Below are 24,159 nucleotides of genomic sequence, written 5' to 3' on the forward strand. Positions count from 1 at the left end.
ATGGATCTAGCTGAATTACAGGAAATTGCCCAAAAGGAAAGATTATCTACTAAGCCTGTGCAAATTCGCTGTTGTCAGGCAGCTGGTTGTCTCTCAGCTAATTCTCAAACCATTAAACAGCGCTTAGAAGCAGCCGTCACCGCCGCAGGTTTAGAATCACAAGTGCAAGTAACTGGCGTTGGCTGTATGCGCTTGTGTTGTAACGGGCCATTAGTAGAAGTTCAGGGAACCACAAATACAGACTCTACCAACCAAGCAGAAAATTTGGGTACGCTGTATGAAAAGGTGACTCCAGAAGATGCACCATCAATTATTGCAGCTGTGACTGGGAGAGAAACTACAGTTCAAAAAGGCGATTTAACCCAGCCGTTTTTTACCTACCAAATGCCAATTGTTTTAGAAAATAGCGGCAAAATCGATCCCGAAAGTATTCAATCTTATATTGCAGCAGAAGGTTATCAAGCTCTATATCACGTACTGCGGGAAATGACACCCACAGAAGTAATCGAGACGGTGACGCGCAGTGGTTTACGGGGAAGAGGTGGCGCTGGTTATCCCACAGGTTTAAAATGGGCGCAAGTTGCTAAGGCAAAAGGCGATCGCAAATTTGTTATCTGTAACGCCGATGAAGGCGATCCGGGTGCATTTATGGATCGCAGCGTTTTAGAAAGCGATCCGCATCGAGTTTTAGAAGGAATGGCGATCGCCGCCTACGCTGTGGGCGCGCACCAAGGTTACATCTACATCCGCGCTGAATATCCTGTAGCCATTAGCCGCCTGCAAACTGCGATTCGCCAAGCACAACGTCTTGGCCTTGTGGGTAGCCAAATCTTTGAATCTCAGTTTGATTTTAAAATTGATATCCGCATTGGTGCCGGTGCTTATGTTTGCGGTGAAGAAACTGCCTTAATGGCTTCAATTGAAGGTAAGCGCGGTACGCCTCAACCCCGCCCCCCTTATCCTGCTCAGTCTGGTTTGTGGGGTTCACCTACCTTAATTAACAACGTCGAAACCTACGCCAACATTTCCCCCATTATTCGCAAAGGTGCTGATTGGTTCGCCAGCATTGGTACAGACAAGAGTAAAGGCACAAAAGTTTTTGCCCTTGCAGGTAACATCTGCAACACAGGTTTAATCGAAGTACCAATGGGAACGCCCTTACAGCAAATTGTTACAGAAATGGGCGGTGGCGTACCTAACGGGCGTGTAGTCAAAGCTGTGCAAACTGGCGGCCCTTCTGGCGGATGTATTCCAGCATCAGCCTTTAATAGTCTCGTAGATTACGAATCCCTGACTCAACTTGGTTCCATCATGGGTTCTGGGGGGATGATTGTCATGGATGACTCTACAAATATGGTAGATGTCGCCCGCTTCTTTATGGAATTTTGCATGGAAGAATCTTGTGGTAAGTGCATCCCCTGTCGAGTGGGAACGGTGCAAATGCACGAATTATTAACCAAAATTCGCGCCGGGAAAGCCACAACATCTGACTTAGAACTGCTAGAGGAACTGTGCGACATGGTGAAATATACCAGCTTGTGTGGGCTTGGTCAGTCTGCACCCAATCCAGTATTTAGCACCTTACGTTATTTCCGAGATGAATATTTAGCGTTATTAGTTCAGTAGAAACGCGATTAATCGTGTATTGGGCATTGGGCATTGGGCATTGGAAATTGCTGATTTCTCCTCTCCCTACCTCAATAGATAAAGCTTCTTCACTCAACCATATTAGGCTAACTTCACCCGCTACCTGAAAAACTCTTTGTCATCACAGACGAGAGTTTTTTGTATTTTTTTAAACTTCAAGCACTGGCAACAGCGTAAATTGTTGGCAAAAAAGCTTTGTGTTATAATGTATCAGTTATCACTTAAGTAGATACGTAAAAAATTAATTAATTGTAGATAATTAGCAATTAAAAATGCCAAATTATCCTGAGTATTATTAATATTCTGGCTTTCAAGGCGAGAAAAATATTCAGATTATCCAGAAATATTTTTGTGCCCGGTGGAACAAGTTAGTCAATAACAAGTCGGAATCATTAACGGCTAATTAATAGCCATAATTGTTGAGCTAAAACCCATCTACCTGAAAAATATTATTTTTTTGATTGCCCATAGACAAAATTATATATGTGATTGCTTATGGCTTATTTTTAGTTGTGAACTGAGTTTAAAATATGCTGACTAATACTAAGTAAATTATCTAGTGTTTATTATCAAAAATATCATCTAACTTTTGTAGGATGGGCAATATCCCAGCCTAATGATATAAGCTATATGTGAAACATCGGATGGAAAATCTGCACTGAGAATGACGAATTATTATGAAATATAGAAACTTTGGCTCTACCGACCTTGTAGTTTCGGAAATGGGAATTGGAGGGTCACACTTTGGCTCGATGATTAATCAACAAAGTCCTCAGGAAATTATCAGAACTTTGTCACAATCTCTAGATAGCGGTATTAATTTTTACGATATTGCTGATATTTATGGTCAGGGAGAAAGTGAAAAGCTGGTAGGCAAAACTTTTAAAAATAAACGCGACCAAGTAATTTATGCCAGTAAATCCGGATTTTGTTTGTCAAATACTGGTAGTATTATTGCCAAGGTTAAACCTTTTCTCAAACCAATTATTCGCTTAATTAAACCGATAAAACAGCCACTTTTACAAGCTAGATCTTCGCAATTAAAACAGGATTTTTCGGCTGCTTATCTGGTGAGTGCTGTAGAAGCAAGCTTGAAAAGATTGCAGACTGATTATTTAGATATTTTTCAATTGCATGAACCTCCCGTATCGGTAATTAAAAACGGTGAGGTATTCGAGACAATGGAAAAACTCAAGTCTCAAGGCAAAATTAGATACTATGGTATTGCTTGTCGCAATGTAGAAGATGCTTTAGTTTGTTTAAATTATCCTGGGTGTTCTTCGCTACAAATAGAAATTAATTTACTCAATCAAACTGCTGTCGATAAAGTATTCCCTCTGCTCGAAAAAGATACTGTAGGAATAATTGCTAGACAAGCTTTTGCTTCCGGGAAACTGTTTAAGTTACTCCAAAATCCTGAAGCCTTCCCGGAAGTCACTGAAGATATCAAGGTGCAACATACTGTCCAACAATTGCAAGAACTGGTTAAGCAAAGAGGAAAGGAGGCGATCGCGCAAATTGCGATTCAATTCGTTTTACAATTTGCACCAGTGTCTGTAGTCGTTGTTGGTACTCGTAATCGTCAACATTTAGCAAACAATTTAGCTGCTTTTTCTTCACCAATTCTGACTCAAGAAGAAATGGCTGCTTTGGTATCGAGATTGTAGCTAGTTCATCTCCAGTGAGGTTAATCAAATAATGATTATTGATGCACGTAGTATTGCCGAGAATGAAACTTTAGATTGTGATATCTGCATTGTTGGTGCTGGTGCAGCAGGTATCACCTTAGCTTTGGAATTCTTGAACCAGGATGTAAAAGTTCTGTTACTGGAAAGTGGGGGAATTAAATACGATGCAAATCTTGATGTCTTAAATCAAGGAGAAGTAAATCTCGCCACTCATAGTTCTTTAGAAGAAAATCGGCGCAGACAATTAGGGGGGGTAACAACTGTCTGGGGCGGGAGATGCGTACCATTTGATGCATCTGATTTTGAATACCAATCTCATGTCCCTTACAGTGGTTGGCCGATTACAAAAAAGGATTTAGATCCTTATTATGAATTGGCACATAAATATTGTGAACTAGGCGATTATAATTATGCTGTTGATGGCACAAAATCAATAGTTCCTGGTTTAAACTCAGCCAATATCTCAACTGAGCAAATATATTTATTTAGTCCACCTACAGATTTTGGGAAGCGCTACTTAAATGTTTTAAAAAATGCGCCCAATATCACTTTGCTGTTAAATGCCAATTGTCTGAAAATTGCCACTGACGAAACAGGTAATAACGTTGATTATTTAGATGTTGCTTCTTTAAGAAGGAATAATTTTCAGGTACGAGCTAAACAATATGTGCTAGCAACTGGCGGGTTAGAAGTTACTAGATTATTACTAGTATCTAATGATGTTCATAAACAAGGTATTGGCAATCGCTTTGGTTTGCTAGGGCGATATTACATGGGACATCTCAATAGTTATATCAAAATTAAATTTGCAGAAAAAGTACCAGTAATTTGGGATTATCAACGCTTTCCTGATGGGCTTTACTATCAACACTCAATTGCCATTCGGGAAGAGAAACGCCAGGAAGATGGACTATTAAATCAACGTTTTTTTGTCGAGCGTCCCAATTTTATAGATCCTAGTCATCAAAGTAGCGTGCTTTCGGCTACTTATTTAGCAAAATCTTTGTTGAAAAAACAAAACATTTCTCAAGATTTACCGGCTCATCTCAAAAATATAATTTTTGATCCGCAAGGGACGGTGGGTTTTGCTTATAAATGGATTACCCAAAGAATTTTGAGCTATAAGAAATTACCTTCTGTAATTATAGAAAACAAATCTAATCTGTATACATTCCGCATCGATAGTGAGCAGATACCCAACCCCAATAGTTTGGTAAGTTTAAGCGAGAGCAAAGATAATTTTGGCATTAATCAACTCAAAGTTGATTGGCGGCTGAGTGAATTAGATATTTTTAGTGTGGAGAAATCTGTAGAGATACTCAAGCAAGCAGTAGAAAATACTGGTTTAGGAAAGGTTGTTCCTGGAATTAGAACATCAGCAGCGCCACAAGGAGGACATCATTTAGGGACAACGAGAATGTCAAGCACTCCGGAAACAGGTGTTGTGGATGCAAATTGCAAAGTTCATGATGTGAGTAATTTGTATATTGCTAGTAGTTCTGTGTTTACAACTTCTAGTTATGCGAATCCTACTCTCACAGTTGTGGCGTTAACAGTTAGGCTTGCCGATCATATTAAGCAATCTTACAAGAAGTAGTATTTTACAGGTGCGTTCGCTACTAAGCTCGACTTTATCCAAAATTAATAACTTGGCTTTCCTTATCCGGCAAAAATCCTGGTTTTTTGGCAAATACTTTTTCCATGTTACTGATTTGCGCTTAAGTCCAAAAACTAAAAATACTGTCCTGTAATGGTTTCAGCGTCGGGTTTTGGTTTTCCTAAAAATGGATAAAGTCGAGCTTAGAAGCTTTTTTGAAAGCGGATTCAAATTCCGATTCCATTTCAGGTTTGACATGAAGCATCACTGCCTCAAGAATCATAAGCTATGTCCTGAAAACTGAAGATATGCTGTTTAGTATAGTGCGATCGCGCAAACTTTACTACTGCTGTAAAGATATAGGGTTAGATGTTTTCGCAACCCAACCCTGTAAATCAATTAATTAAACTTTATTTTCTGAATATGCGCCAAGTAGAGGATTTGGTACAGGAAATGGTCGGTTATCTAAAATTTTAAATTGACCAATATTGGCATCGTAAGCAAAAACCTCACCAGTTTCTATTTCATAAATCCAAGCATGAAGAGTTAATTTACCACTATGCAATTTAGAGCGCACTGCTGGATAAGTTTCTAAATTTTCTATCTGAGTTAAAACGTTTTGTTCAATAGCGATTTTTAATAATTTATCGGCTGGGTAATCTTTGTAATTATCGAGAACTATACGACGAGTTGGTTCAGCATATTGCTTTAGCCAATCATAAACTAAAGGCATTTGTTGAGATAAATTACCTATTTGTAATAATCCTCTCATGGCTCCGCAGTGAGAATGACCACAAATGACAATATCTCTAATACCTAAAGCTTCAACAGCATATTCTATACCGGCTGCTTCCCCACTCTTGGGTGTACCATAGGCGGGAATAATATTACCCACATTACGAATAACAAATAATTCTCCAGGTAAACTTTGAGTAATTAAACAAGGGTCAATCCGCGAATCTGAACAAGTGATGAATAAAACTTCGGGGTTTTGACCCTGAGATAACTGTTTAAATAATTCTCTATGGGTTATGAAGTAGTTGTCATGAAACTCATTTAAACCTGCTATTATGCGTTTTATTGGCACAATTTAATTCCTCTCACCAAAATATGTTCAGTCTTCTATAGCTTCACAATCAGCCACTAACTTTCCGCAACAAAGATAAAATCTAGAGACACTAATCATACTGTGATGATTTTTCTACATTAACCCCTGATGCTTGAATTTTTACACAAGTGTCTCTAGTTCAGTTTATTTAATGCGCTATCCACTTGGCATCAGAAACAATACATACACCTCCAATTTTTTTCAAAATAGGTGTAATCGCTGTTACTACTTCTGATTTGTTACTACTTCTGATTATTGTTATTCTGTACAAACGCTTAATACATATTCGTTTGCAATGCTGGCGTTTCTAAATTATCAATTATTTTGCCTTTATCACCTTTACCTGTGACATTTTTGATAATTGTGTAACCAGAAAATGTGGTGGGTTAATTCCTACCCAACATTTAATCAGAAGGTGGATAAATTAAACAGATTTTAAGGGAATAATTCCTCGATCGAAAATGCGGTTATTAGTGTCGATACCGCTTAATTCTATTCTGTCTGAATAGACATTATAGGCGGCAAAACTTAAATCGCTAGTAGAGTATTCTGTCCATTCATTTTTACCTACAGGACGATTACCTGCACCTGCTCCACATACTACGTAAGTTGTACCATTAATCGCACGGGTACGTTCATAATGGTGTTCGTGTCCGTTGATATAAAGTTGGACGCCGTATTTTTTAAATAAAGGCGTGAAAGTTTTAATAAATTCGGGACTACTACCATAAGCTCCTGATGCATAAATTGGATGATGTCCAAAGACAATTTTCCAAGATGCTTTGCTGAGACTTAATTGTTTTTCTAACCAAGTTAGCTGGTTTTTCCAGTCAGCATTACCGTTAGTATCTAAGGCGAAAAATTGTACATCACCTCGGCTAAATGTGTAATAGCGTCCCTGCATATTAAAGCCGGGATATTTAACTTGTGGATCGCCGTTATCAGTGCGAATATCATGATTACCTAAACAAGCCTGAAATTTCACACCTTGCTTGAGCAAATCTTTATAGGGACGCTCAAATACAGCGCTAATTTTTTCAATTTCTCCATTGTTATAGATGTTATCACCAGCTAAAACTACTAAATTGTAAGGATTTTTTTGGTGATAACGAGTCATTGCCCTAGCTACAGCATACTGTCCTTTCGCACCTGTGCCTGTATCGGCAACGGATACAAACCGGAGTAGCAAGTTTTTGTTAGCGGGATTGGCGGCGATCGCGGTTTGTGATTGAGCTAAATCTATGCTTTGACTGTTTTGCTTAGTGAATATCCAGGTTAATCCTGTACCAAGGAAACCAAGGCTAGTTAAAAATAAAAATTGGCGGCGTTTTAGGTTCATAAATGATTAAATTCAACAACTAGTCAGTTTAGCCTGAGCATTGAGCAATGAAGTGATACATTACAAAAGCAGCTACATTGCTAACAATGTATTTGATTTTTCTTTGATTTGTTGCTCTTGGTAAAAGTTCCATGTCGCAAGACAATCAGAATCCACAACGTCGCCGCAAACACCCCCAGAGAAACCAGCCAATTTGGAAGTCTACGATTATCCAGGTTCTTAGGGGGACTATTAGGCTGTTAGAATCAGCTGTGGTGAAACTGGAAACAGTACCGCCACCAGGAACTGAGGATACTCCTGGTTTTTGGGGTGGATTGCTGGCTAAAATCCGCAATGTTTTACCAGCGAATTTGTCTGCAAAGTTGTCCGATACAGCTTTGACAGGGATTATTGCGGGTACTACCGTGGTTTTAGTGTGGACAACTACGACATTTTTCACCAATAAACCGCCTGAGATAGCGATCGCACCTCCAGTTGAAGAAGTTCCCGCAGCAACGCCAACACCTGCGCCAACGATAACCACTCCGCCTCAGCCAGAATTAGCAACGCCAGAACCCACAGTACCAGAAGAAGTTACGCCTTCACCAGCATCAGAAGTTCCACCAGTGGAACCGGAAATAGAACCGACACCGGAACCAACACCAGAACCAACGCCAACACCGGAACCGACACCTACGCCTGAACCTAAGCCAGCAGTGCAATTGACTCCAGAACAAGTGTTAATTGCGGCTATCGAAAATCAAGTAGCAGAAATTAGCGATCGCGTTGCTTCTGGACTTATAAAATCAATTCAGGCTAATTTTCGCACTAGTAACCTAACGGTGAAAATTAGCGACGATTGGTATACTCTCACTGCATCCCAACAAGATAAACTCGCAGCCGATATTTTACAGCGATCGCAAGAATTGGACTTTACGCATTTAGAAGTGGTTGATTTTCAAGATAGGCTGGTAGCGCGCAATCCAGTTGTCGGGAATAAAATGATTATCTTTAAACGGCGAATAATACCTTTTATCGGCAAAAATCAGTAAATTGACTGAAAAATTACTGTTGCTTTAAAGCTAGAGGTAGAGGTTAAAGTGCATATACTAAAGAATTTATTATGTCTAATTTAGATTTTTAGCGTCTAAGCGCTTTATATTAGCTTTAAATAAATATTGCAACTATCACCGATGTCTAATAAAAGACTAAGTATAAAAATATAAGCTATCAACAGAAGCAAGTTGAAAGTAAAAAATATACCAATGACGCCAGTATTACTCTGGTAACTCTAATGCTGCCAGATGTCTTACTGGAAGTTCCCTAAGGTATTAAATTACCTGTACCAATCAGTAAGCACCTACCAAAAAATGAAACTCTACTATCGCGGACTTACCTACGAATATAAATCCTCTGAAGTAGCTAAAAAAAGCACAAAACCTTTTGAGCCAGTTTGCCATCAAGGTTCTGCGTATAACTTGACTTATCGTGGAACAACTTACCGTGTTGACCCTAATATTGAGCCTACGCCAGTTCAAGCATCAACCGTAGCTTATCAATTAATGTATCGAGGAATCGTTTATTCTGTGGAGAGAACGCAAACAGGAGAAGTTTCTACAACATCCTCTCAACCTGGAAATTGCGTCACAGCAATGAAACCAAAGTCTACCCTAATAACCGATTCCTATAATCAAAATCAAATCCCCAACTTCTTCAATTCCAATCCCACACTATCGCGCTTCATTCAGGCAATAAGTGGATTATTCCTGTAGAAATCATAAAACGTTTTATTGTGCTGACTTGTCTGATTTTCTTTATTGTTTGTGTCTGTACATAAGGCAAAAAAATATATAGCAGTCCTATTTGATTGTAAAAATCGATAGTCTAAAATCCCCGACTTTTTGAAAAATTCGGGGATCTTTTAACGCAATAAAAAACCCGATTTTTAGTAATCGGGTTTGAGAGTTAACTATTAAGTTTTAAAGTGCTAACTAAATGGAGAAAAATTCTAAGCTACAGGAGTTGCAGATTTAGCTTCTAGGGTAGCCAATCTGTTAGCTAACAGTTTTTCTAATTCTTCTAAGGCTTTGGTGAAACCTTGAATACCTTCTGCTAGTTTGTCAGTCGCCATGCGATCGCTGGCGTGCATTTTGTCAAAGGTGGCTTTGTCGATGGAGATTTTTTCAATTTCCACGCTAGCGGCTTTAGCGGGATCGAGTTTGCGGGGTAATTCGCCAACGGTTGCTTGCAATTCCGCCAATAGTGAAGGAGAAATTGTCAGCAAATCGCTACCAGCTAACTCAGTAATTTCGCCAATGTTACGGAAGCTAGCTCCCATAACTTCGGTTTTGTAGCCGAATTTCTTGTAGTAGTTGTAAATCGTGGTAACAGATAATACGCCTGGGTCTTCTGCTGAGGGGTAGCTGTCCCGTCCGGTATCTTTCTTGTACCAGTCGAGAATCCGACCGACGAAGGGAGAAATGAGGGTAACGCCAGCTTCCGCACAGGCGATCGCTTGGTGCAAGCCAAACAGTAGTGTTAAGTTACAATGAATACCTTCTTTTTCCAGAATTTCCGCAGCCCGGATACCTTCCCAAGTGGTGGCAATTTTAATTAAAACGCGATCGCGACCAACTCCGGCGGCGGCGTATTGGGCAATTAATTCTCTAGCTTTGGTGACAGTAGCTTCAGTATCGAAAGATAACCGCGCATCAACTTCTGTAGATACCCGACCAGGAATGATTTGTAAAATTTTCAATCCAAATGCTACCGCCAAACGGTCAAAAGCGATGGTAACAATTTGTGCTTGGCTAGCACCTGTACCTGCATCTTTTTTTGCTTGCAGTAAAGTCTGATCGACAATTTCCTGATATTCAGGCATTTGTGCCGCCGCCGTAATCAGCGAGGGGTTTGTGGTCGCGTCTTGGGGTTTAAACTTTTCAATAGCTTGAATATCCCCTGTATCCGCAACTACTACAGTCATTGTCCGCAATTGCTCTAGTAGGTTCTTAGACATAAATTGCTCCGTGTTGTGTGCTTGTTTAGGATTTACATTAGGAAAGGCAGAGGGCAGATGGTGAGTCAGCGCGGTCTTGGGGGTTTCCCCCATGAGCGACTGACGAACCCGAAGGGCAGAAGGAATGAGAAAGAATGAAACATAAATTGTGGTTGATACTGGGATGACTTGTAAGTAGAGGCTAAAGGCTAGGTGTTGGTTGTAGGATTTCTCGTGAAGCTACCTGAAAAAATGCCTTGAAAACTACGATTGCTGATTCAAAAATACTAGCCCCTAGCCCCTATTCCCTCCTGCCTCCTTTACCGATTACCGTTTTATTTCCACTCTTTGCTGTACCTACAATTCTGATTTTGGCAACTTTTCTTAATTCTTGCCCAAGCAAGTAATTTTACTGTCTTGAGCCTCGCCCCTATTCTAGAAGGCTTATGCCAAAATCGGCTGTCCAATAGAATGCACTTTAATTAAACTAGTTGTTCCTGATTGACCAATTGGCACGCCAGAGGTAATAACTACTTGGTCGCCTTCTTTGGCTAAACCTATGTCTACAACTGTGTTCACCACATTCATAAACATTTCTTCGGCGTTGTGAACTGGCGGAATTAATAAGGGAATGACGCCCCAAGAAAGTGCTAGCTGACGGTAAGCTATTTCATCTGGGGTGAGGGCAATAATTGGTGTAGATGGGCGGTATTTAGATACGAGTTGGGCTGTACCTCCCGAAGAAGTATTACAAAGAATTGCTTTAGCGCCGATTTCATAGGCAATCCGACATACTGCTTCTGCTACGGACTCGGTAACGCTCAAACTACCCGCTTCATGACACCAGGCGTGGCTGCTACCTTCCTGTAACGATTGTTCTGTGCGCACGGCGATATTATGCATGATCTGAACAGCACCAACGGGATATTCGCCTACAGCCGTTTCTCCCGAAAGCATCACCGCATCCGTACCATCCCAAATAGAGTTAGCCACATCTGTAGCTTCGGCACGGGTGGGATCGGGGGCGCTAATCATCGATTCCAGCATTTGAGTGGCAGTAATCACAGGTTTTCCTGCCCGATTACAACGGTGAATAATATCTTTTTGAATGTGGGGAACTTCGTGAATTGGCATTTCCACGCCTAAATCACCACGGGCAATCATAATGCCATCGGCGGCTGCCAAAATGCGATCGAAGTTTTTGACCGCTTCTGGGCGTTCGATTTTAGCGATTACCCGAATTTTTGCTCCCGCAGCTTCAATCATTCTTTGGGCTGGTTCTAAGTCTCGCGGTGATTGTACAAAGGAGACTGCGACCCAATCCACACCCAACTGAATGCCAAATCGCAAATCCTGCAAGTCTTTTTCGGTGATGGAACTGACGGGTAAACGAGTTTCGGGTAAGTTTACCCCTTTGTGAGTGGAAATTAAACCACCAATTTTCACATGGGCGCGAATGCGATCGGCATCGCGATCGCTCACAACTAATTTCACCCGACCATCATTAATCGAAATCGGTTCCCCTGGGCGCACCATTGCAAACAAAGTCGGCAATGGTAAAGGTAGTTCGTCAACACTTTCGCCCTTTTCTTGTAAGACAAAAGTTACCTCGCTACCAGTTTCCACCATCAGTCCTTCCGGTGGTAATTTGCCCAAGCGAATTTTCGGCCCACATAAGTCTTGCATAATTGCGATCGGCTTGCGCTGTCGCGAACTAATCTGCCGCAGATAGCCAGCCGTTTGCGCGTGGAATTCATAGGCCCCGTGAGAAAAATTGAGCCGTGCCACATTCATCCCAGCTTCTACCAATGCTTCTAGCCGCTCAGGTGCGCATGTAGCAGGGCCAACAGTACAAATAATTTTGGTTCGACGCATAGGAATTGAGGGTTTAGGAATAGCCTGGGGTTTTCCCCAAAACCTGCGACCTGGATATCTAAAGCATCCAAATTCACAAGTGCTTCATATCACTTAGCTGCCCAGTAAAATTACTCTTCTATCTAGTTTTGCTATCAAAAATTATGCGTCGTTTTACCAAGAGATTGGGTACTGGGAAGAGAAACAAGGGGTCAATATCAATGCCCAATGCCCAATGCCCAATGCCCAATGTCAAACTTAACTCACAGTAGCCAGTTGCTCTTTCTGTGCCATAGACAACATTAAGTCAACTACACGATTGGAGTAGCCCCATTCGTTGTCGTACCAAGCAACTACTTTAAAAAAGTTGGAGTTGAGTTCAATGCCAGCACCCGCATCAAAGATGCTGGAGTGAGTGTCACCCTGAAAATCTGTCGATACTACTTCTTCGTCACTGTAGCCGAGTATTCCTTTTAACTCACCTTCCGCCGCAGCTTTCATGGCGGCGCAAATTTCTTTATAACTAGTGGCTTTATCAGTTTTAAAGGTTAAATCCACTACAGAAACATCGGGAGTAGGAACTCGGAAAGCCATACCCGTCAATTTACCCTTCAATTCTGGTAACACCAATGCCACAGCCTTAGCTGCGCCTGTGGAAGAAGGGATAATATTTTGGGCTGCACCCCGACCGCCACGCCAATCTTTTTTACTGGGGCCGTCTACAGTGGGCTGAGTCGCAGTCATGGCGTGAACTGTGGTCATTAAACCTTCGCTCAAGCCGAAATTATCATTGATTACCTTAGCCACTGGAGCCAGACAGTTAGTGGTACAGCTGGCATTGGAAACAATGGTATGTTTACTGGGGTCGAATAGGTGATGATTCACACCCATTAGCAACGTAGGAACCAAGTCTGGGTCTTTAGTGGGAGCAGAAATTACTACCCGTTTAGCACCAGCCTTGAGGTGATTTGTGGCTCCCTCTTGACCAGTAAACAGCCCTGTAGATTCCACAACATAATCTACACCCAATTGTCCCCAAGGTAACTCGGCTGGATTACGAATCGACACGCAAGGAATAAAATGTCCATCAATGACGATGCCATCTTCCCTTGCTTCCACCTTACCTTTAAATTTACCGTGGGTTGAATCGTATTTAAATAGATAAGCGAGATTATCTGGCGGTACTAGGTCATTAATCCCCACAAATTCAACATTGGGGTTATTAATGCCAGCGCGAAGCACAAGCCGCCCAATCCGGCCGAATCCATTGATACCAACTTTCAACTTCGTCACAATTAATCTCCTGTTCTGATAACCCAAAAGGGCTATTACCCTATCTTCAACGCTGCATTCATCTAGGATAGTTTTGGTCTGACTTAGCTGATCGTTACAGTCACCAGAAGATAAACCCTGATTTTATTGGCATCTTTTAAGGTTTTGGCCAGAGGAAAACTTGGCAGCTTGAATCTTCCATCCTGCGATCCCCGTCATGCCTTAGCTCCACTGACTCAAGACAAGAAATTATCAACAACCCAGTCTTAAGAATGAATATTATGGCAGAGAATGGGTTCGTTCAGTGTTAATCTGAAAAGTGACATTACTTCATATTATGTCGTCTACGACCCTATCTGAAATATAGCTTCAATCATTAGGCTCAGCATGGTCACCACCGCAGAAAAAACAAACATCGGTTACATTACCCAAATCATCGGTCCTGTTGTAGACGTTAAATTTCCCGGCGGGAAATTGCCGCAAATCTACAACGCTTTGACCATCAACGGCTCCAACGAAGCTGGACAGAAAATTAGCCTGACCGTCGAAGTACAGCAATTGCTGGGCGACAACCAGGTGCGGGCTGTTGCAATGAGCTCCACCGATGGCTTAGTGCGTGGTCTGGAAGTAGTAGATACTGGTGCGCCAATTAACGTGCCAGTAGGTAAAGCTACTTTGGGTCGGATTTTCAACGTCCTGGGCGAACCTGTAGACAATCAAGGGCCTGTAAATCCTGAGGCTACATTGCCTATCCACCGTGAGGCTCCCAAATTCACCGATCTGGAAACCAAACCTTCAGTGTTTGAAACCGGAATTAAAGTTGTAGATTTGCTGACTCCTTATCGCCGTGGCGGTAAGATTGGTCTGTTCGGCGGTGCAGGTGTTGGTAAGACCGTGATCATGATGGAGTTGATCAACAACATCGCGACTCAGCACGGTGGAGTATCTGTATTCGCTGGCGTGGGCGAGCGCACCCGCGAAGGTAATGACCTCTACAATGAAATGATTGAATCTGGGGTAATCAACAAAGATAACCTCAATGAATCAAAAATTGCTCTAGTTTACGGTCAGATGAACGAACCACCTGGAGCAAGAATGCGGGTAGGTCTGTCTGGCTTGACAATGGCCGAATATTTCCGCGATGTTAACAAACAAGACGTACTGCTGTTTGTTGACAACATCTTCCGGTTCGTACAAGCAGGTTCTGAAGTATCTGCGCTGTTGGGACGGATGCCTTCTGCGGTAGGATATCAGCCTACTCTGGGTACTGACGTAGGTGCATTACAAGAGCGGATTACCTCAACTACAGAAGGTTCTATTACCTCAATTCAAGCAGTATATGTACCTGCGGACGACTTAACTGACCCCGCACCTGCAACCACCTTCGCTCACTTGGACGGAACCACAGTACTGTCTCGTGGTTTGGCTTCTAAGGGCATTTATCCAGCAGTAGACCCCTTAGGCTCTACTTCTACCATGCTTCAGCCAGAAATCGTTGGTGATGAACATTACAGCACTGCCCGTGCGGTACAAGCAACATTGCAGCGCTATAAAGAACTGCAAGACATCATCGCTATTCTAGGTTTAGATGAATTGTCTGAAGAAGACCGTCTGACTGTAGCCCGCGCCCGGAAGGTTGAGCGCTTCTTATCTCAGCCATTCTTCGTGGCAGAAGTATTTACCGGTTCTCCTGGTAAATATGTGAAGTTGGAAGACACCATCAAAGGGTTCCAAAAAATTCTGTCTGGTGAATTGGACGATCTGCCAGAACAGGCTTTCTACTTGGTGGGCGATATTAACGAAGCGATCGCCAAAGGCCAAAAGCTCAAAGGCTAATTTGTTCGTGGTTAGTAGTCAGTAGTCAGTAGCAAAAAACAACTGACAACTGACCCCTTCGGGGTTCGCCAGTCGCTCATGGGGGAAACCCCCAAGACCGCGCTGACTCACAACTAACAACTGACAACTGACAACTGACAATTCACAAGTTATGACATTAACCGTTCGTGTAATTTCCCCAGATAAAACTGTGTGGGATGCTGCGGCTGAAGAAGTAATTCTCCCCAGCACCACTGGTCAGCTAGGTATCCTGAGCGGACACGCACCCCTGTTAACCGCCCTGGATACAGGTGTAATGCGGGTACGTGCCGACAAAAATCAAGAATGGCAAGCGATCGCTCTTTTGGGCGGCTTTGCTGAAGTTGAAGAAGATGAAGTCACCATTCTTGTAAATGGTGCTGAACGTGGTAGCGCTATTAACCTCGATGAAGCCCGTGCTGCATATAGTGAAGCACAAACCAAGCTAAATCAGGTTCCAGCAGGCGATCGCCAAGCTCAGATTCAGGCAAATCAAGCCTTCAAACGCGCCCGCGCTCGGTTTCAAGCTGCTGGCGGTTTGCTCTAAAATCTTACTCGATATTTCAACTTTTGGGGGTGGGCAATATGTCCACCCTTAATTTTTTGGGCAGTAGGGGTTAGGGGCTAGGGACTAGGGACTAGGGAGACAAGGAGGACAAATGCCCAATGCCCATTTACTTCTTATAAAAAAATTACACCAAGTTTAAGAAATCTGGCATCGCCCAAGTGAAGTGATAAGTTAGATAATTAGTTGCCCAGAAGGGCACATATTATGAATAAGTTTAAATCTTCTTTTGGTAAGATTGCCGGATCTTTAGTTGCATCATTAGCAGTAGCTGGCAGTGTTAATTATACCAATTTAGCTAATGCATCAACAGTAGAAACACTTAAAGCAAACAATATCGCCTCAGTTTCAGTCAAACCGACACAGCCACAACCTGTAATTGCCCAGTTACAAACCAGTAATACTCAATACCAGGCAATGCAAATGCTGCCTGGGGGACTCATCCCAATTATTCTTTTGGGAAGTGTGGTTGTATTTGTCCCCTTGTTCTTTGGCGGCTTGGTGGTAATTGGCGAACGGGAAGTTGGCATTGTCGTCAAAAAATTTGACATCTCCGGTCGTCAACTTCCTGCTGGAAGATTGATTGCACTCAATGGTGAGGCGGGTTTGCAAGCAGATACCCTAGCACCAGGTTGGCATTGGCGCAAATGGCCTTGGCAATACTCCGTTCGCAAAGAATCGGTGGTAGTTGTACCTCAAGGTGAAATCGCCTTGATTGTCGCCGCAGATGGTGCATCCAACCCGCCAGAACGCATCCTGGGTAAAATTGTCGATTGTGATAACTTCCAAGATGCGCGGAAATTCCTGACTCACGGTGGCGAAAAAGGTCGGCAAATGGGCTTTTTGACGGCTGGTACTTACCGTATCAATACCGCCTTATTTAAAGTCATCATGGCATCGAACGCTTCTGCTCATGGCATGAATCCCGAACAGTTGCGGGTGCACACTGTAGCCTCTGATAAAGTTGGCATTGTAACTACCTTAGATGGATTACCAATTCCCGGTGGAGAAATCGCCGGGCCGACAATTGAGGGACACAACAACTTCCAAAACGGACAGAAATTCATTAATGCAGGTGGACGCCGAGGTTTACAAGAGCAGATTCTCCTTTCTGGTTCTTGGAACTTGAATCCTTGGTTTGTTCAGGTTGAGCAAGTACCAATGACAGAAATTCCGATTGGTTATGTAGGTGTGGTAATTTCTTTCGTTGGTCAAGCTCAAGTAGATGTCAGCGGTGCAGCCTTCACCCACGGTAATTTGGTGAACCAGGGACATAAGGGTGTATGGGTTGAACCACTGTATCCAGGTAAGCACCCGCTTAATTCTCGCATCATGAAAATTGAATTGGTACCCACGACCAATATTGTTTTAAACTGGTCAGGTCGTACTGAACGCCACAGTTATGATGCAAAACTCGCTTCTTTAACAGTGCGATCGCGTGATGGGTTTGCTTTTGATTTAGAAGTAGCGCAAATCATCCACGTTGGTGCTTTGGATGCGCCAAAAGTAATTTCTCGCGTTGGTTCCATGCAAAACCTTGTAGACCATGTATTAGAACCAACTATCGGTAACTATTTCCGTAACTCAGCCCAAAACTGTACTGTACTCGACTTTCTCACCGCTAGAAGCGAGCGTCAAGCGGAAGCTGCTGAGTATATTAAAGTAGCAATCCGGGCTTACGATGTGCAAGCAATAGACACCTTAATAGGTGATATTCAGCCGCCAGCAACCCTGATGCAAACCCAAACCGACCGGAAAATTGCTGAAGAACAGCGCAAAACTTACGAAGTGCAACAAGCGGCGCAAACCCAACGCCAACAACTAGTCAGGGAAACAGCATTAGCCGATATTCAGCAAGAAATGGTGAAATCAGAGCAAAGCGTGCATATTGCTGACTTGAAAGCACAAGCGCAAATTAAGCAAGCTAATGGTGAAGCCGAAGGTACAAAACTGCGCGCGATCGCAGAAGCTGAAGGTATCCGCGCCACAGGTAACGCTAAAGCTGAAACCTACCGCACTGGTGTGGAAGCCTTGGGGCCACAAGGTTATACAGCGATGCAGTTGATGCAAATTATCGGCGATCGCAATGTCCGCCTGATTCCCGATATCCTAGTTGGTGGTAGTAACGGCAACACCCACGGTTTAGTTGATGGTTTACTCTCACTAATTTTGTGGAATCAAACTGCTAAACCCGGTGAGACATTACCCACACCATTGCATCCCCAACCAATAGTTAAAACCCAACCAAACGGACAAAGTACAATTCCGCCAATAGTTGTTGATTTTACTGGGGATAAGTAACGTTGAACTCATACACCCTTGTTTTGATTTAACCAAACAGGGGTGATATTCTCAACAAATAATTAATCAATATTGTAGGGGTTTAGCAATGCTAAACCCTCCATATTATAGATATGTTCGCTATCAAATTAATGATTAATAATACCAATTTAAATATTGTTTGCGGTACATTAATATATTCTAGAGGGCATGGCAATGCCATGCCCATACCATCTGCCGCATTCTTTTTCAAATTTGTATAAAAATTATAAAACTACTTTTTTTGTAAAATTGTATAATAATACGATGCGTAAATATAGCAATCCTAAATCATTTGTGAAATTTATTAATTCTCATTTTTTCTCTTTTCCTTGGCGTACTTGGCGACTTGGCGGTTCATTAGAAAAATATTTTCACAAATCAGATGGGATTGCTATATTAATTTTATGCAAATAAGATTATTTAAGCCGCAAGATGCAGAGCAAATAGCGCAATTATTTCACGCAACAGTACGTGAAGTTAATATTCGTGACTACTCAAGCAGTCAAGTTGCAGCATGGGCACCAGATGATATTAACTTTCGGGATTGGGCAAAAATTTGTTCACAAAGATTTACTTATGTTGCTGAAGATGAAGGTATAGTTGCAGGTTTTGGTGAGTTAGAATCCAACGGACATATAGACTGCTTTTATTGCCATAAAAACTATCAACGGATGGGTGTTGGTAGTAAAATTTATGCCGCAATTGAAGCAAAAGCTTATGAGTTAGGAATTAACCGCTTGTACGTTGAAGCAAGTATTACTGCCAAGAGATTTTTTTTAAACAAAGGTTTCTCTATCATTACTGAGCAACAGGTAGAACGTAGAGGAGAAACTTTTATTAATTATGCAATGGAAAAGGTTTTAATTACTAATTAATAGTGATTCCTGCAGTCATTCATTAGTTATGTAGCTTATTGATTAACTTTCAATATTTCTTTGTTTCCAGTAATTAGGTTTGCGCCTGCTGTGAGCAATGCCAATAATCCAAATTACTTCTTCAAGTTCCGTATAAAAAATCTGATAGGGGAAACGCTGATTAACGTAGCGACGTATTCCTTCAATCTTGTGTGGGTTTCCTAAATTAGGATTTTGCTGAATTTTGAGAAGAATATTTTCCACTTCAGACAGTAAATCTAAACCCAAACCCACTTGTTGAGATTCATAGTACCCTATTGCTGCATCAAGCTCTTTTCTAGCGTCAGTATGGATAACAATAAACTTCACGAATACTTTTTTCTTAAATCAGAAAAAACTTGCGACGCAGATTCACCAATAGCAGGATTACGATTAATTGCATCCAAACGTTGACTTAATTCCTCGTCCCAAATTGCATCTATATTATCATCTATACCCTCATCCAGAGAATGAATTAAAAAGTAGGCAATTTCAGCACGTTCTTTTGCAGATAGCTGAGAAAGTTCGAGTTTAAGTTTTTCTGCTGTTTCGCTCATACTTTGAGGTCTTGTCAATAATTATGACCTAACAATTATAAGTTTAACAGCCGCATTGCAATTGTGGTTTATAGGTAAACTACGCTCGCGCAGTGACTTTACCAGAGTATCGCATTTTGAAGAGAGAATATTTTGTGGTACGAGCGTACTTACGCCACTTGATTACCCACTTTCTTTTAAAGACTTGTATAGTGATGTTAAATCATCCCCCGCTATCCCTTTGAGGTTAGCGGAGGGAAGATTTTCAGAAACACTATTTAGCTAAAACTTGGCGTAATGCTTCTAAAAGTTGATCGACACTTTCTTTGCGACTATTAAAACCCATTAGTCCAACGCGCCAAACTTTACCAGCAAGTTCACCCAAACCACCGCCAACTTCAATGTTATGTTCGTTAAGTAATTGTCGGGCAATTACTTTACCATCCAACCCTTCGGGAATGCAGACAGTTGTGAGAGTTGGTAAGCGGAACTCTCGCTCAACATGCAAACTTAGTCCTAAATCTTCCAAGCCATCCCACAGATACTCTACGTTTTTTTGATGACGTTGCCAACAGTTTGCTAATCCTTCTTCTGCAACTAAACGCAGTGCTTCCCGCAGTGCATAGTACAAATTAATTGGGGCTGTGTGATGATATACACGTTCGTTACCCCAATATTTGCCTAACAAGTTCATATCTAAATACCAGTTAGCCACTTTGGTGCGGCGCTGTTGCAATTTTTCTATGGCGCGAGGACTCATGGTAAAAGGGGAAGCACCAGGAGGACAACCCAAGCCTTTTTGGCTACAGCTATAGGCTAGGTCAACTCCCCAATTATCTAAAAATATGGGCACGCCGCCTAAACTAGTGACTGTATCTACTAATAACAGAGTGCCAAATTCACGACATAAATCGCCAACTCCTTCTAAGGGTTGACGCGCACCAGTGGAAGTTTCTGCATGAACTAAAGCCAGGATGGCGGGACGATGAGTTTCTAAGGCATTACGCAGTTCTTCTAGGTGAAAAACTTGTCCCCAAGGTTTAGTAATAGTGCGGACATCAGCGCCGTATCTTCCCGCCATATCAACGAGGCGATTACCAAAGTAGCCAGCTACACCTATTAATACCACATCACCAGGTTCGGTAACGTTGGCAATAGTCGCTTCCATTGCGGCTGTACCGGTACCACTAACTGCTATTGTTAAGGGGTTTTCTGTCTGCCACACATAGCGCAGTAAGGATTGAATTTCATCCATGAGGGCGAGAAAAGCGGGATCTAAATGCCCTACAGGTGAAGTATTCATGGCTTGTAATACCGCCGGATGAGCATTGGATGGCCCTGGCCCCAAAAGTAAGCGAGATGGGACTTGTAGAGGTGCAATTTGCAACCTTTGACTATCGTTGATTGAGACTGTTGATGTCATGATTGGTTCTGAGCTATATCGTATATATCCGCATCATAGAGCGATCGCATCACCGTTTTTTGATTTTGTTTACCGACGGTAACTAGAAGGATACTCTAAGACAGCGAGATACAACTTCAGCCCCATAGCCGCCGATCGAATTTTCTTTGCAAATCAGGCTTTCATCAGCAAACAGGGTGAAAGCTAGTCTACGATCCAACACTAGATTGATAAAAATTTGCTTTGAACCTCAGAATTTCCTCACTTTCTCTACTTATTATCAGTCTTAATTCTCAGGGAAATATATATAGGATTGGCTCTGTTTAGCAAGCAAGTAAAAGTTGCAAAAATATCAGTCTAAAGAAAGATTTATTTTTCTCTTTTGCTTCTTTTCTTTTGATGTTATCTAAACTGCCATAACTATAGATTTTTGAAAGTGGTGCTTTACCTAATGTTCATGATTTGTTCATCTTTTCTAAATGTCAGCCACCTCCAGGTTTTAACCAGGGTTCAGCCATACCCGATAAAACCTCTACAACAAAATCTAGTTCTGAATATAGATAATCAATATTTTGAGATTGCGGAATTTATCACAATACCAGCAATCCAGTTCCGTATCTACCAACAGCGACAACATCAGAATTTCTACGGTTGTAGCTCATCCGGACAAAATTTAATATTTCTGTATGAAGGATTAATTTCTTTAAAATTACGACTTTCTGTAGAATTGGCTGGACTTTTGAAGGCAATAAATCATGAATGACCCTAACACCCTAGAGCTAAAGAAATTGCTGAATGGGTTGAATAAATGTACCCAACTACAATACAACGGTCAAGTAAATTTTAAAAATTCTCAAGGAAGACAGTGGTCTTTGTATTATCGTCTAGGACAGTTGGTGTGGGCTACAGAAGGGACTCATCCTTATAGACGTTTGCGTAGATGTTTAGCTCAAAATTGTCCGCAAATCGATATTGGCAATCTTCATTTAGAAACAATTAATTCATCGATAGAGTACTGGGATTATCTATTGCTAGAAAATTTATATAAATCCCAGCAAATCAAACAAGAACAACTCAACGCTATTGTGGAAACTACAATAGCAGAGATTTTATTTGATCTGGCTCAACAAGTAAATAATGACTCTTGGAATTGCGATCGCAATCACCAAGTCATACTAGACGCACCCATGATTTCTACAAGTGCGCAGATGTCATTAAAGCAAATGCAAGAGTCTTGGTGCAATTGGGTACAAGCTGGCTTAGGGACAGTTTCTCCGAATTTAGCACCTGTATTGAGCAGACCAAAAGAACTTCAACAGCGGGTAAGCCCAGCTATTTACAATAACTTTGTCAAGTTAATTAATGGCAAATATACCATTTGGGAATTAGCCGTAAGAATGAAGCAAAGTGTGTTACCACTTACCCGTTCTTTGCTTCCCTATATTAACAAAGGAATTACGGAACTTGTAGAAGTACCTGACTTACCCTTCCCAGAGGCTAAAGCTCAAGCCGCTGTTGTTGAAACAAAAGAGGAAATTTCGGTAGCAAAATTTGACAAACTTTTTTCTCGTGGTATTTCTACATTCCCGGAGTCATCAAAACAAGGAAACAATTACTCCGCAAATTTACTGACCCTGAACAACAAATCTACTTTTCCTCAACCCACAACATCACACAGTCCATTGATAGCTTGTATAGATGATAGCCTCCAAATCTGTAAAATGATGGAGAAGATTCTTACAGATAATGGGCTGAAATTTATCGGTATCTCAGAGCCAGTACAAGCTCTACCAATTCTGATTCAGAAAAAACCAGACTTGATTTTTTTAGACTTAATCATGCCAGTGGTAAGTGGGTATGAAATCTATGCTCAGCTTCGTCGTAGTTCCTTTTTGAGCAAAATACCCGTGGTAATTTTAACAGGTAGCGATCGCCTACTTGAGCCAGTTCACTCTAAAGGATTTGGGGCTACGGAATTTATGACTAAACCAGTATTACCCACTAAGGTACTGGAGATAGTAGATAAGTTGACTGGTACAAAAACAGCATCAACATTTCATCAAAAATCTAAGTTAGCAGTTTGTTAAACATAAGTTGTTTGTAGTAAGGACTAAAGCCCTAACTACAATAGTACAGTGCGGCGTAAATAAACAAACCATTTAAAATGGCTAAAAAGCCCAAAATTCAATTCTTTTGACTTTTGACTTCCGCAAAGCGGTAATAGGTTGTGAGCGAGTTTAATGAATCCACTAAGATTGCAGCGGTAAACCATCCTGAAAGACTAAAAGTTCTCCTGGTTGGATGGTTTTCCACACCTCATTGTCCGTTAGAGGAGTAGTAGCAATCACCGCAACGCGATCGCTTAGGGAAGTTAACTCACGAAAATCCACAGTCATATCTTGATCGATTAAGTGCGCCGCCGCAAATGGTGCTTGACGCACAATGTAGCTGAGTTTAGTTGAACAGTAAGCAAAAAAGTGCTCGCCGTCAGAAAGCAAATAATTAAAAACACCGAATAATCCTAGATTTACAGTAATTTTACGCAAAACAGGATAGAGTTTTTCTAACGGTGGCTTACCTTTGGGAAAACTTTGTCGCAGAGTTTCTAAAATCACACAAAATGCTTTTTCGCTGTCTGTCTCACCCACAGCTTGATAAAAGCCCATGTTCTCCGGGTTAAAATCCGGTAAATTACCGTTATGGGCAAATACCCAGTATCTCCCCCAAAGTTCTCTTTGGAAAGGATGACAGTTTTGTAGGGCTACATCACCTTGAGTAGCTTTACGGATATGGGCTATTACATGGGTGGAGTGAATGGGATAACGCCGCACTAAATCGGCTACTGGAGAAGTTATAGAAGGTTTATCATCAATAAAAATCCGACATCCTTTTTCCTCAAAAAACGCTATACCCCAACCATCACAGTGATCGTCAGTTTTTCCTCCCCTAGCAGAAAAACCTTCAAAGGAAAAGCAAATATCTGTTGGGGTATTACAATTCATTCCCAGCAGTTGACACATTTTTAAAACCTGAGGATATTATCTGGGATTAAGATACTTCAGATTGCTGCCAAAATTCTGGTGCGATCGCTTCAATCTTAAAATTTCA

Annotated in this window: 19 protein-coding genes; 10 read left to right on the forward strand and 9 right to left on the reverse strand. The window is 41.6% G+C overall.

All coding sequences use genetic code 11. The features are described from left to right. From nuoF to H6G41_RS07285, 3 genes are all read left to right on the forward strand, one after another. Complete coding sequence (gene nuoF, locus H6G41_RS07275) at positions 1–1,626, forward strand: NADH-quinone oxidoreductase subunit NuoF (protein ID WP_190744992.1); 1,626 nt, start codon at positions 1–3, stop codon at positions 1,624–1,626. Positions 1,627–2,324: 698 nt separating this feature from the next. Further along, positions 2,325–3,314, forward strand: a complete 990-nt coding sequence (locus H6G41_RS07280; RefSeq protein WP_190744993.1) for an aldo/keto reductase — start codon at positions 2,325–2,327, stop codon at positions 3,312–3,314. Between the two features lie 31 nt (positions 3,315–3,345). Then, the gene (locus H6G41_RS07285; protein ID WP_190744995.1) at positions 3,346–4,932 is read left to right on the forward strand and encodes a GMC oxidoreductase; all 1,587 of its coding nucleotides are present in this window, start codon (positions 3,346–3,348) and stop codon (positions 4,930–4,932) included. A 403-nt stretch (positions 4,933–5,335) separates the two neighbouring features. On the opposite strand, the gene H6G41_RS07290 is transcribed toward H6G41_RS07285, so the two are convergent. Then, entirely contained in the window at positions 5,336–6,019 is a 684-nt protein-coding gene (locus tag H6G41_RS07290; protein ID WP_190744997.1) for a carbonic anhydrase, read from the reverse strand. Between the two features lie 445 nt (positions 6,020–6,464). After that, positions 6,465–7,379, reverse strand: a complete 915-nt coding sequence (locus H6G41_RS07295; RefSeq protein ID WP_190744998.1) for a metallophosphoesterase — start codon at positions 7,377–7,379, stop codon at positions 6,465–6,467. Positions 7,380–7,510: 131 nt separating this feature from the next. Here H6G41_RS07295 and H6G41_RS07300 point away from each other — a divergent pair, with 131 nt between their 5' ends. Both H6G41_RS07300 and H6G41_RS07305 read left to right on the forward strand, forming a co-directional pair. After that, entirely contained in the window at positions 7,511–8,410 is a 900-nt protein-coding gene (locus H6G41_RS07300; protein WP_190745000.1) for a hypothetical protein, read from the forward strand. A 318-nt stretch (positions 8,411–8,728) separates the two neighbouring features. After that, complete coding sequence (locus H6G41_RS07305) at positions 8,729–9,130, forward strand: DUF4278 domain-containing protein (protein WP_190745002.1); 402 nt, start codon at positions 8,729–8,731, stop codon at positions 9,128–9,130. Between the two features lie 236 nt (positions 9,131–9,366). Here H6G41_RS07305 and H6G41_RS07310 read toward each other — a convergent pair whose 3' ends face one another. From H6G41_RS07310 to gap, 3 genes are all read right to left on the reverse strand, one after another. Further along, positions 9,367–10,374 (reverse strand): transaldolase, encoded by a 1,008-nt coding sequence (locus tag H6G41_RS07310; RefSeq protein WP_190745004.1) that lies wholly within the window; start codon positions 10,372–10,374, stop codon positions 9,367–9,369. 423 nt (positions 10,375–10,797) lie between these two features. After that, positions 10,798–12,228: a pyruvate kinase gene (pyk, locus tag H6G41_RS07315; protein ID WP_190745006.1), complete on the reverse strand. Its 1,431-nt coding sequence runs from the start codon at positions 12,226–12,228 to the stop codon at positions 10,798–10,800. A gap of 237 nt (positions 12,229–12,465) precedes the next feature. Then, entirely contained in the window at positions 12,466–13,500 is a 1,035-nt protein-coding gene (gap, locus tag H6G41_RS07320) for a type I glyceraldehyde-3-phosphate dehydrogenase (RefSeq protein WP_190745008.1), read from the reverse strand. Between the two features lie 366 nt (positions 13,501–13,866). Between gap and atpD the strand changes: the two genes are divergently transcribed. The 4 genes from atpD (at position 13,867) to H6G41_RS07340 (ending at position 19,095) form a co-directional block, all read left to right on the forward strand. Further along, the gene (gene atpD / locus H6G41_RS07325; RefSeq protein ID WP_096643570.1) at positions 13,867–15,315 is read left to right on the forward strand and encodes a F0F1 ATP synthase subunit beta; all 1,449 of its coding nucleotides are present in this window, start codon (positions 13,867–13,869) and stop codon (positions 15,313–15,315) included. A 151-nt stretch (positions 15,316–15,466) separates the two neighbouring features. Further along, positions 15,467–15,880: an ATP synthase F1 subunit epsilon gene (atpC, locus tag H6G41_RS07330; RefSeq protein ID WP_190745011.1), complete on the forward strand. Its 414-nt coding sequence runs from the start codon at positions 15,467–15,469 to the stop codon at positions 15,878–15,880. A gap of 225 nt (positions 15,881–16,105) precedes the next feature. Next, positions 16,106–18,199 carry a flotillin family protein gene (locus tag H6G41_RS07335; RefSeq protein ID WP_190745013.1) on the forward strand — a complete coding sequence of 698 codons (2,094 nt, stop codon included), beginning with the start codon at positions 16,106–16,108 and terminating at the stop codon, positions 18,197–18,199. A 425-nt stretch (positions 18,200–18,624) separates the two neighbouring features. Beyond that, positions 18,625–19,095 carry a GNAT family N-acetyltransferase gene (locus tag H6G41_RS07340; RefSeq protein ID WP_190745015.1) on the forward strand — a complete coding sequence of 157 codons (471 nt, stop codon included), beginning with the start codon at positions 18,625–18,627 and terminating at the stop codon, positions 19,093–19,095. Between the two features lie 42 nt (positions 19,096–19,137). On the opposite strand, the gene H6G41_RS07345 is transcribed toward H6G41_RS07340, so the two are convergent. The 3 genes from H6G41_RS07345 to H6G41_RS07355 form a co-directional block, all read right to left on the reverse strand. Then, positions 19,138–19,443 (reverse strand): type II toxin-antitoxin system RelE/ParE family toxin, encoded by a 306-nt coding sequence (locus H6G41_RS07345; protein ID WP_190745017.1) that lies wholly within the window; start codon positions 19,441–19,443, stop codon positions 19,138–19,140. Next, positions 19,440–19,670: an addiction module protein gene (locus H6G41_RS07350; RefSeq protein ID WP_190745019.1), complete on the reverse strand. Its 231-nt coding sequence runs from the start codon at positions 19,668–19,670 to the stop codon at positions 19,440–19,442. Before H6G41_RS07350 ends, H6G41_RS07345 begins: the two co-directional genes overlap by 4 nt. A gap of 253 nt (positions 19,671–19,923) precedes the next feature. Continuing rightward, positions 19,924–21,072, reverse strand: coding sequence for an alanine--glyoxylate aminotransferase family protein (locus H6G41_RS07355; RefSeq protein ID WP_190745021.1), 1,149 nt, complete (start codon positions 21,070–21,072; stop codon positions 19,924–19,926). Positions 21,073–21,806: 734 nt separating this feature from the next. Between H6G41_RS07355 and H6G41_RS34995 the strand changes: the two genes are divergently transcribed. After that, a complete protein-coding gene (locus H6G41_RS34995; RefSeq protein ID WP_242037829.1) occupies positions 21,807–23,138 on the forward strand; it encodes a response regulator in 1,332 nt (443 codons plus the stop codon). A 162-nt stretch (positions 23,139–23,300) separates the two neighbouring features. Here H6G41_RS34995 and H6G41_RS07365 read toward each other — a convergent pair whose 3' ends face one another. Next, positions 23,301–24,071 carry a class II glutamine amidotransferase gene (locus tag H6G41_RS07365; RefSeq protein ID WP_190745023.1) on the reverse strand — a complete coding sequence of 257 codons (771 nt, stop codon included), beginning with the start codon at positions 24,069–24,071 and terminating at the stop codon, positions 23,301–23,303. Positions 24,072–24,159 lie beyond the last annotated feature (88 nt).

Source organism: Tolypothrix sp. FACHB-123, assembly GCF_014697075.1.
Lineage (GTDB): Bacteria > Cyanobacteriota > Cyanobacteriia > Cyanobacteriales > Nostocaceae > Aulosira.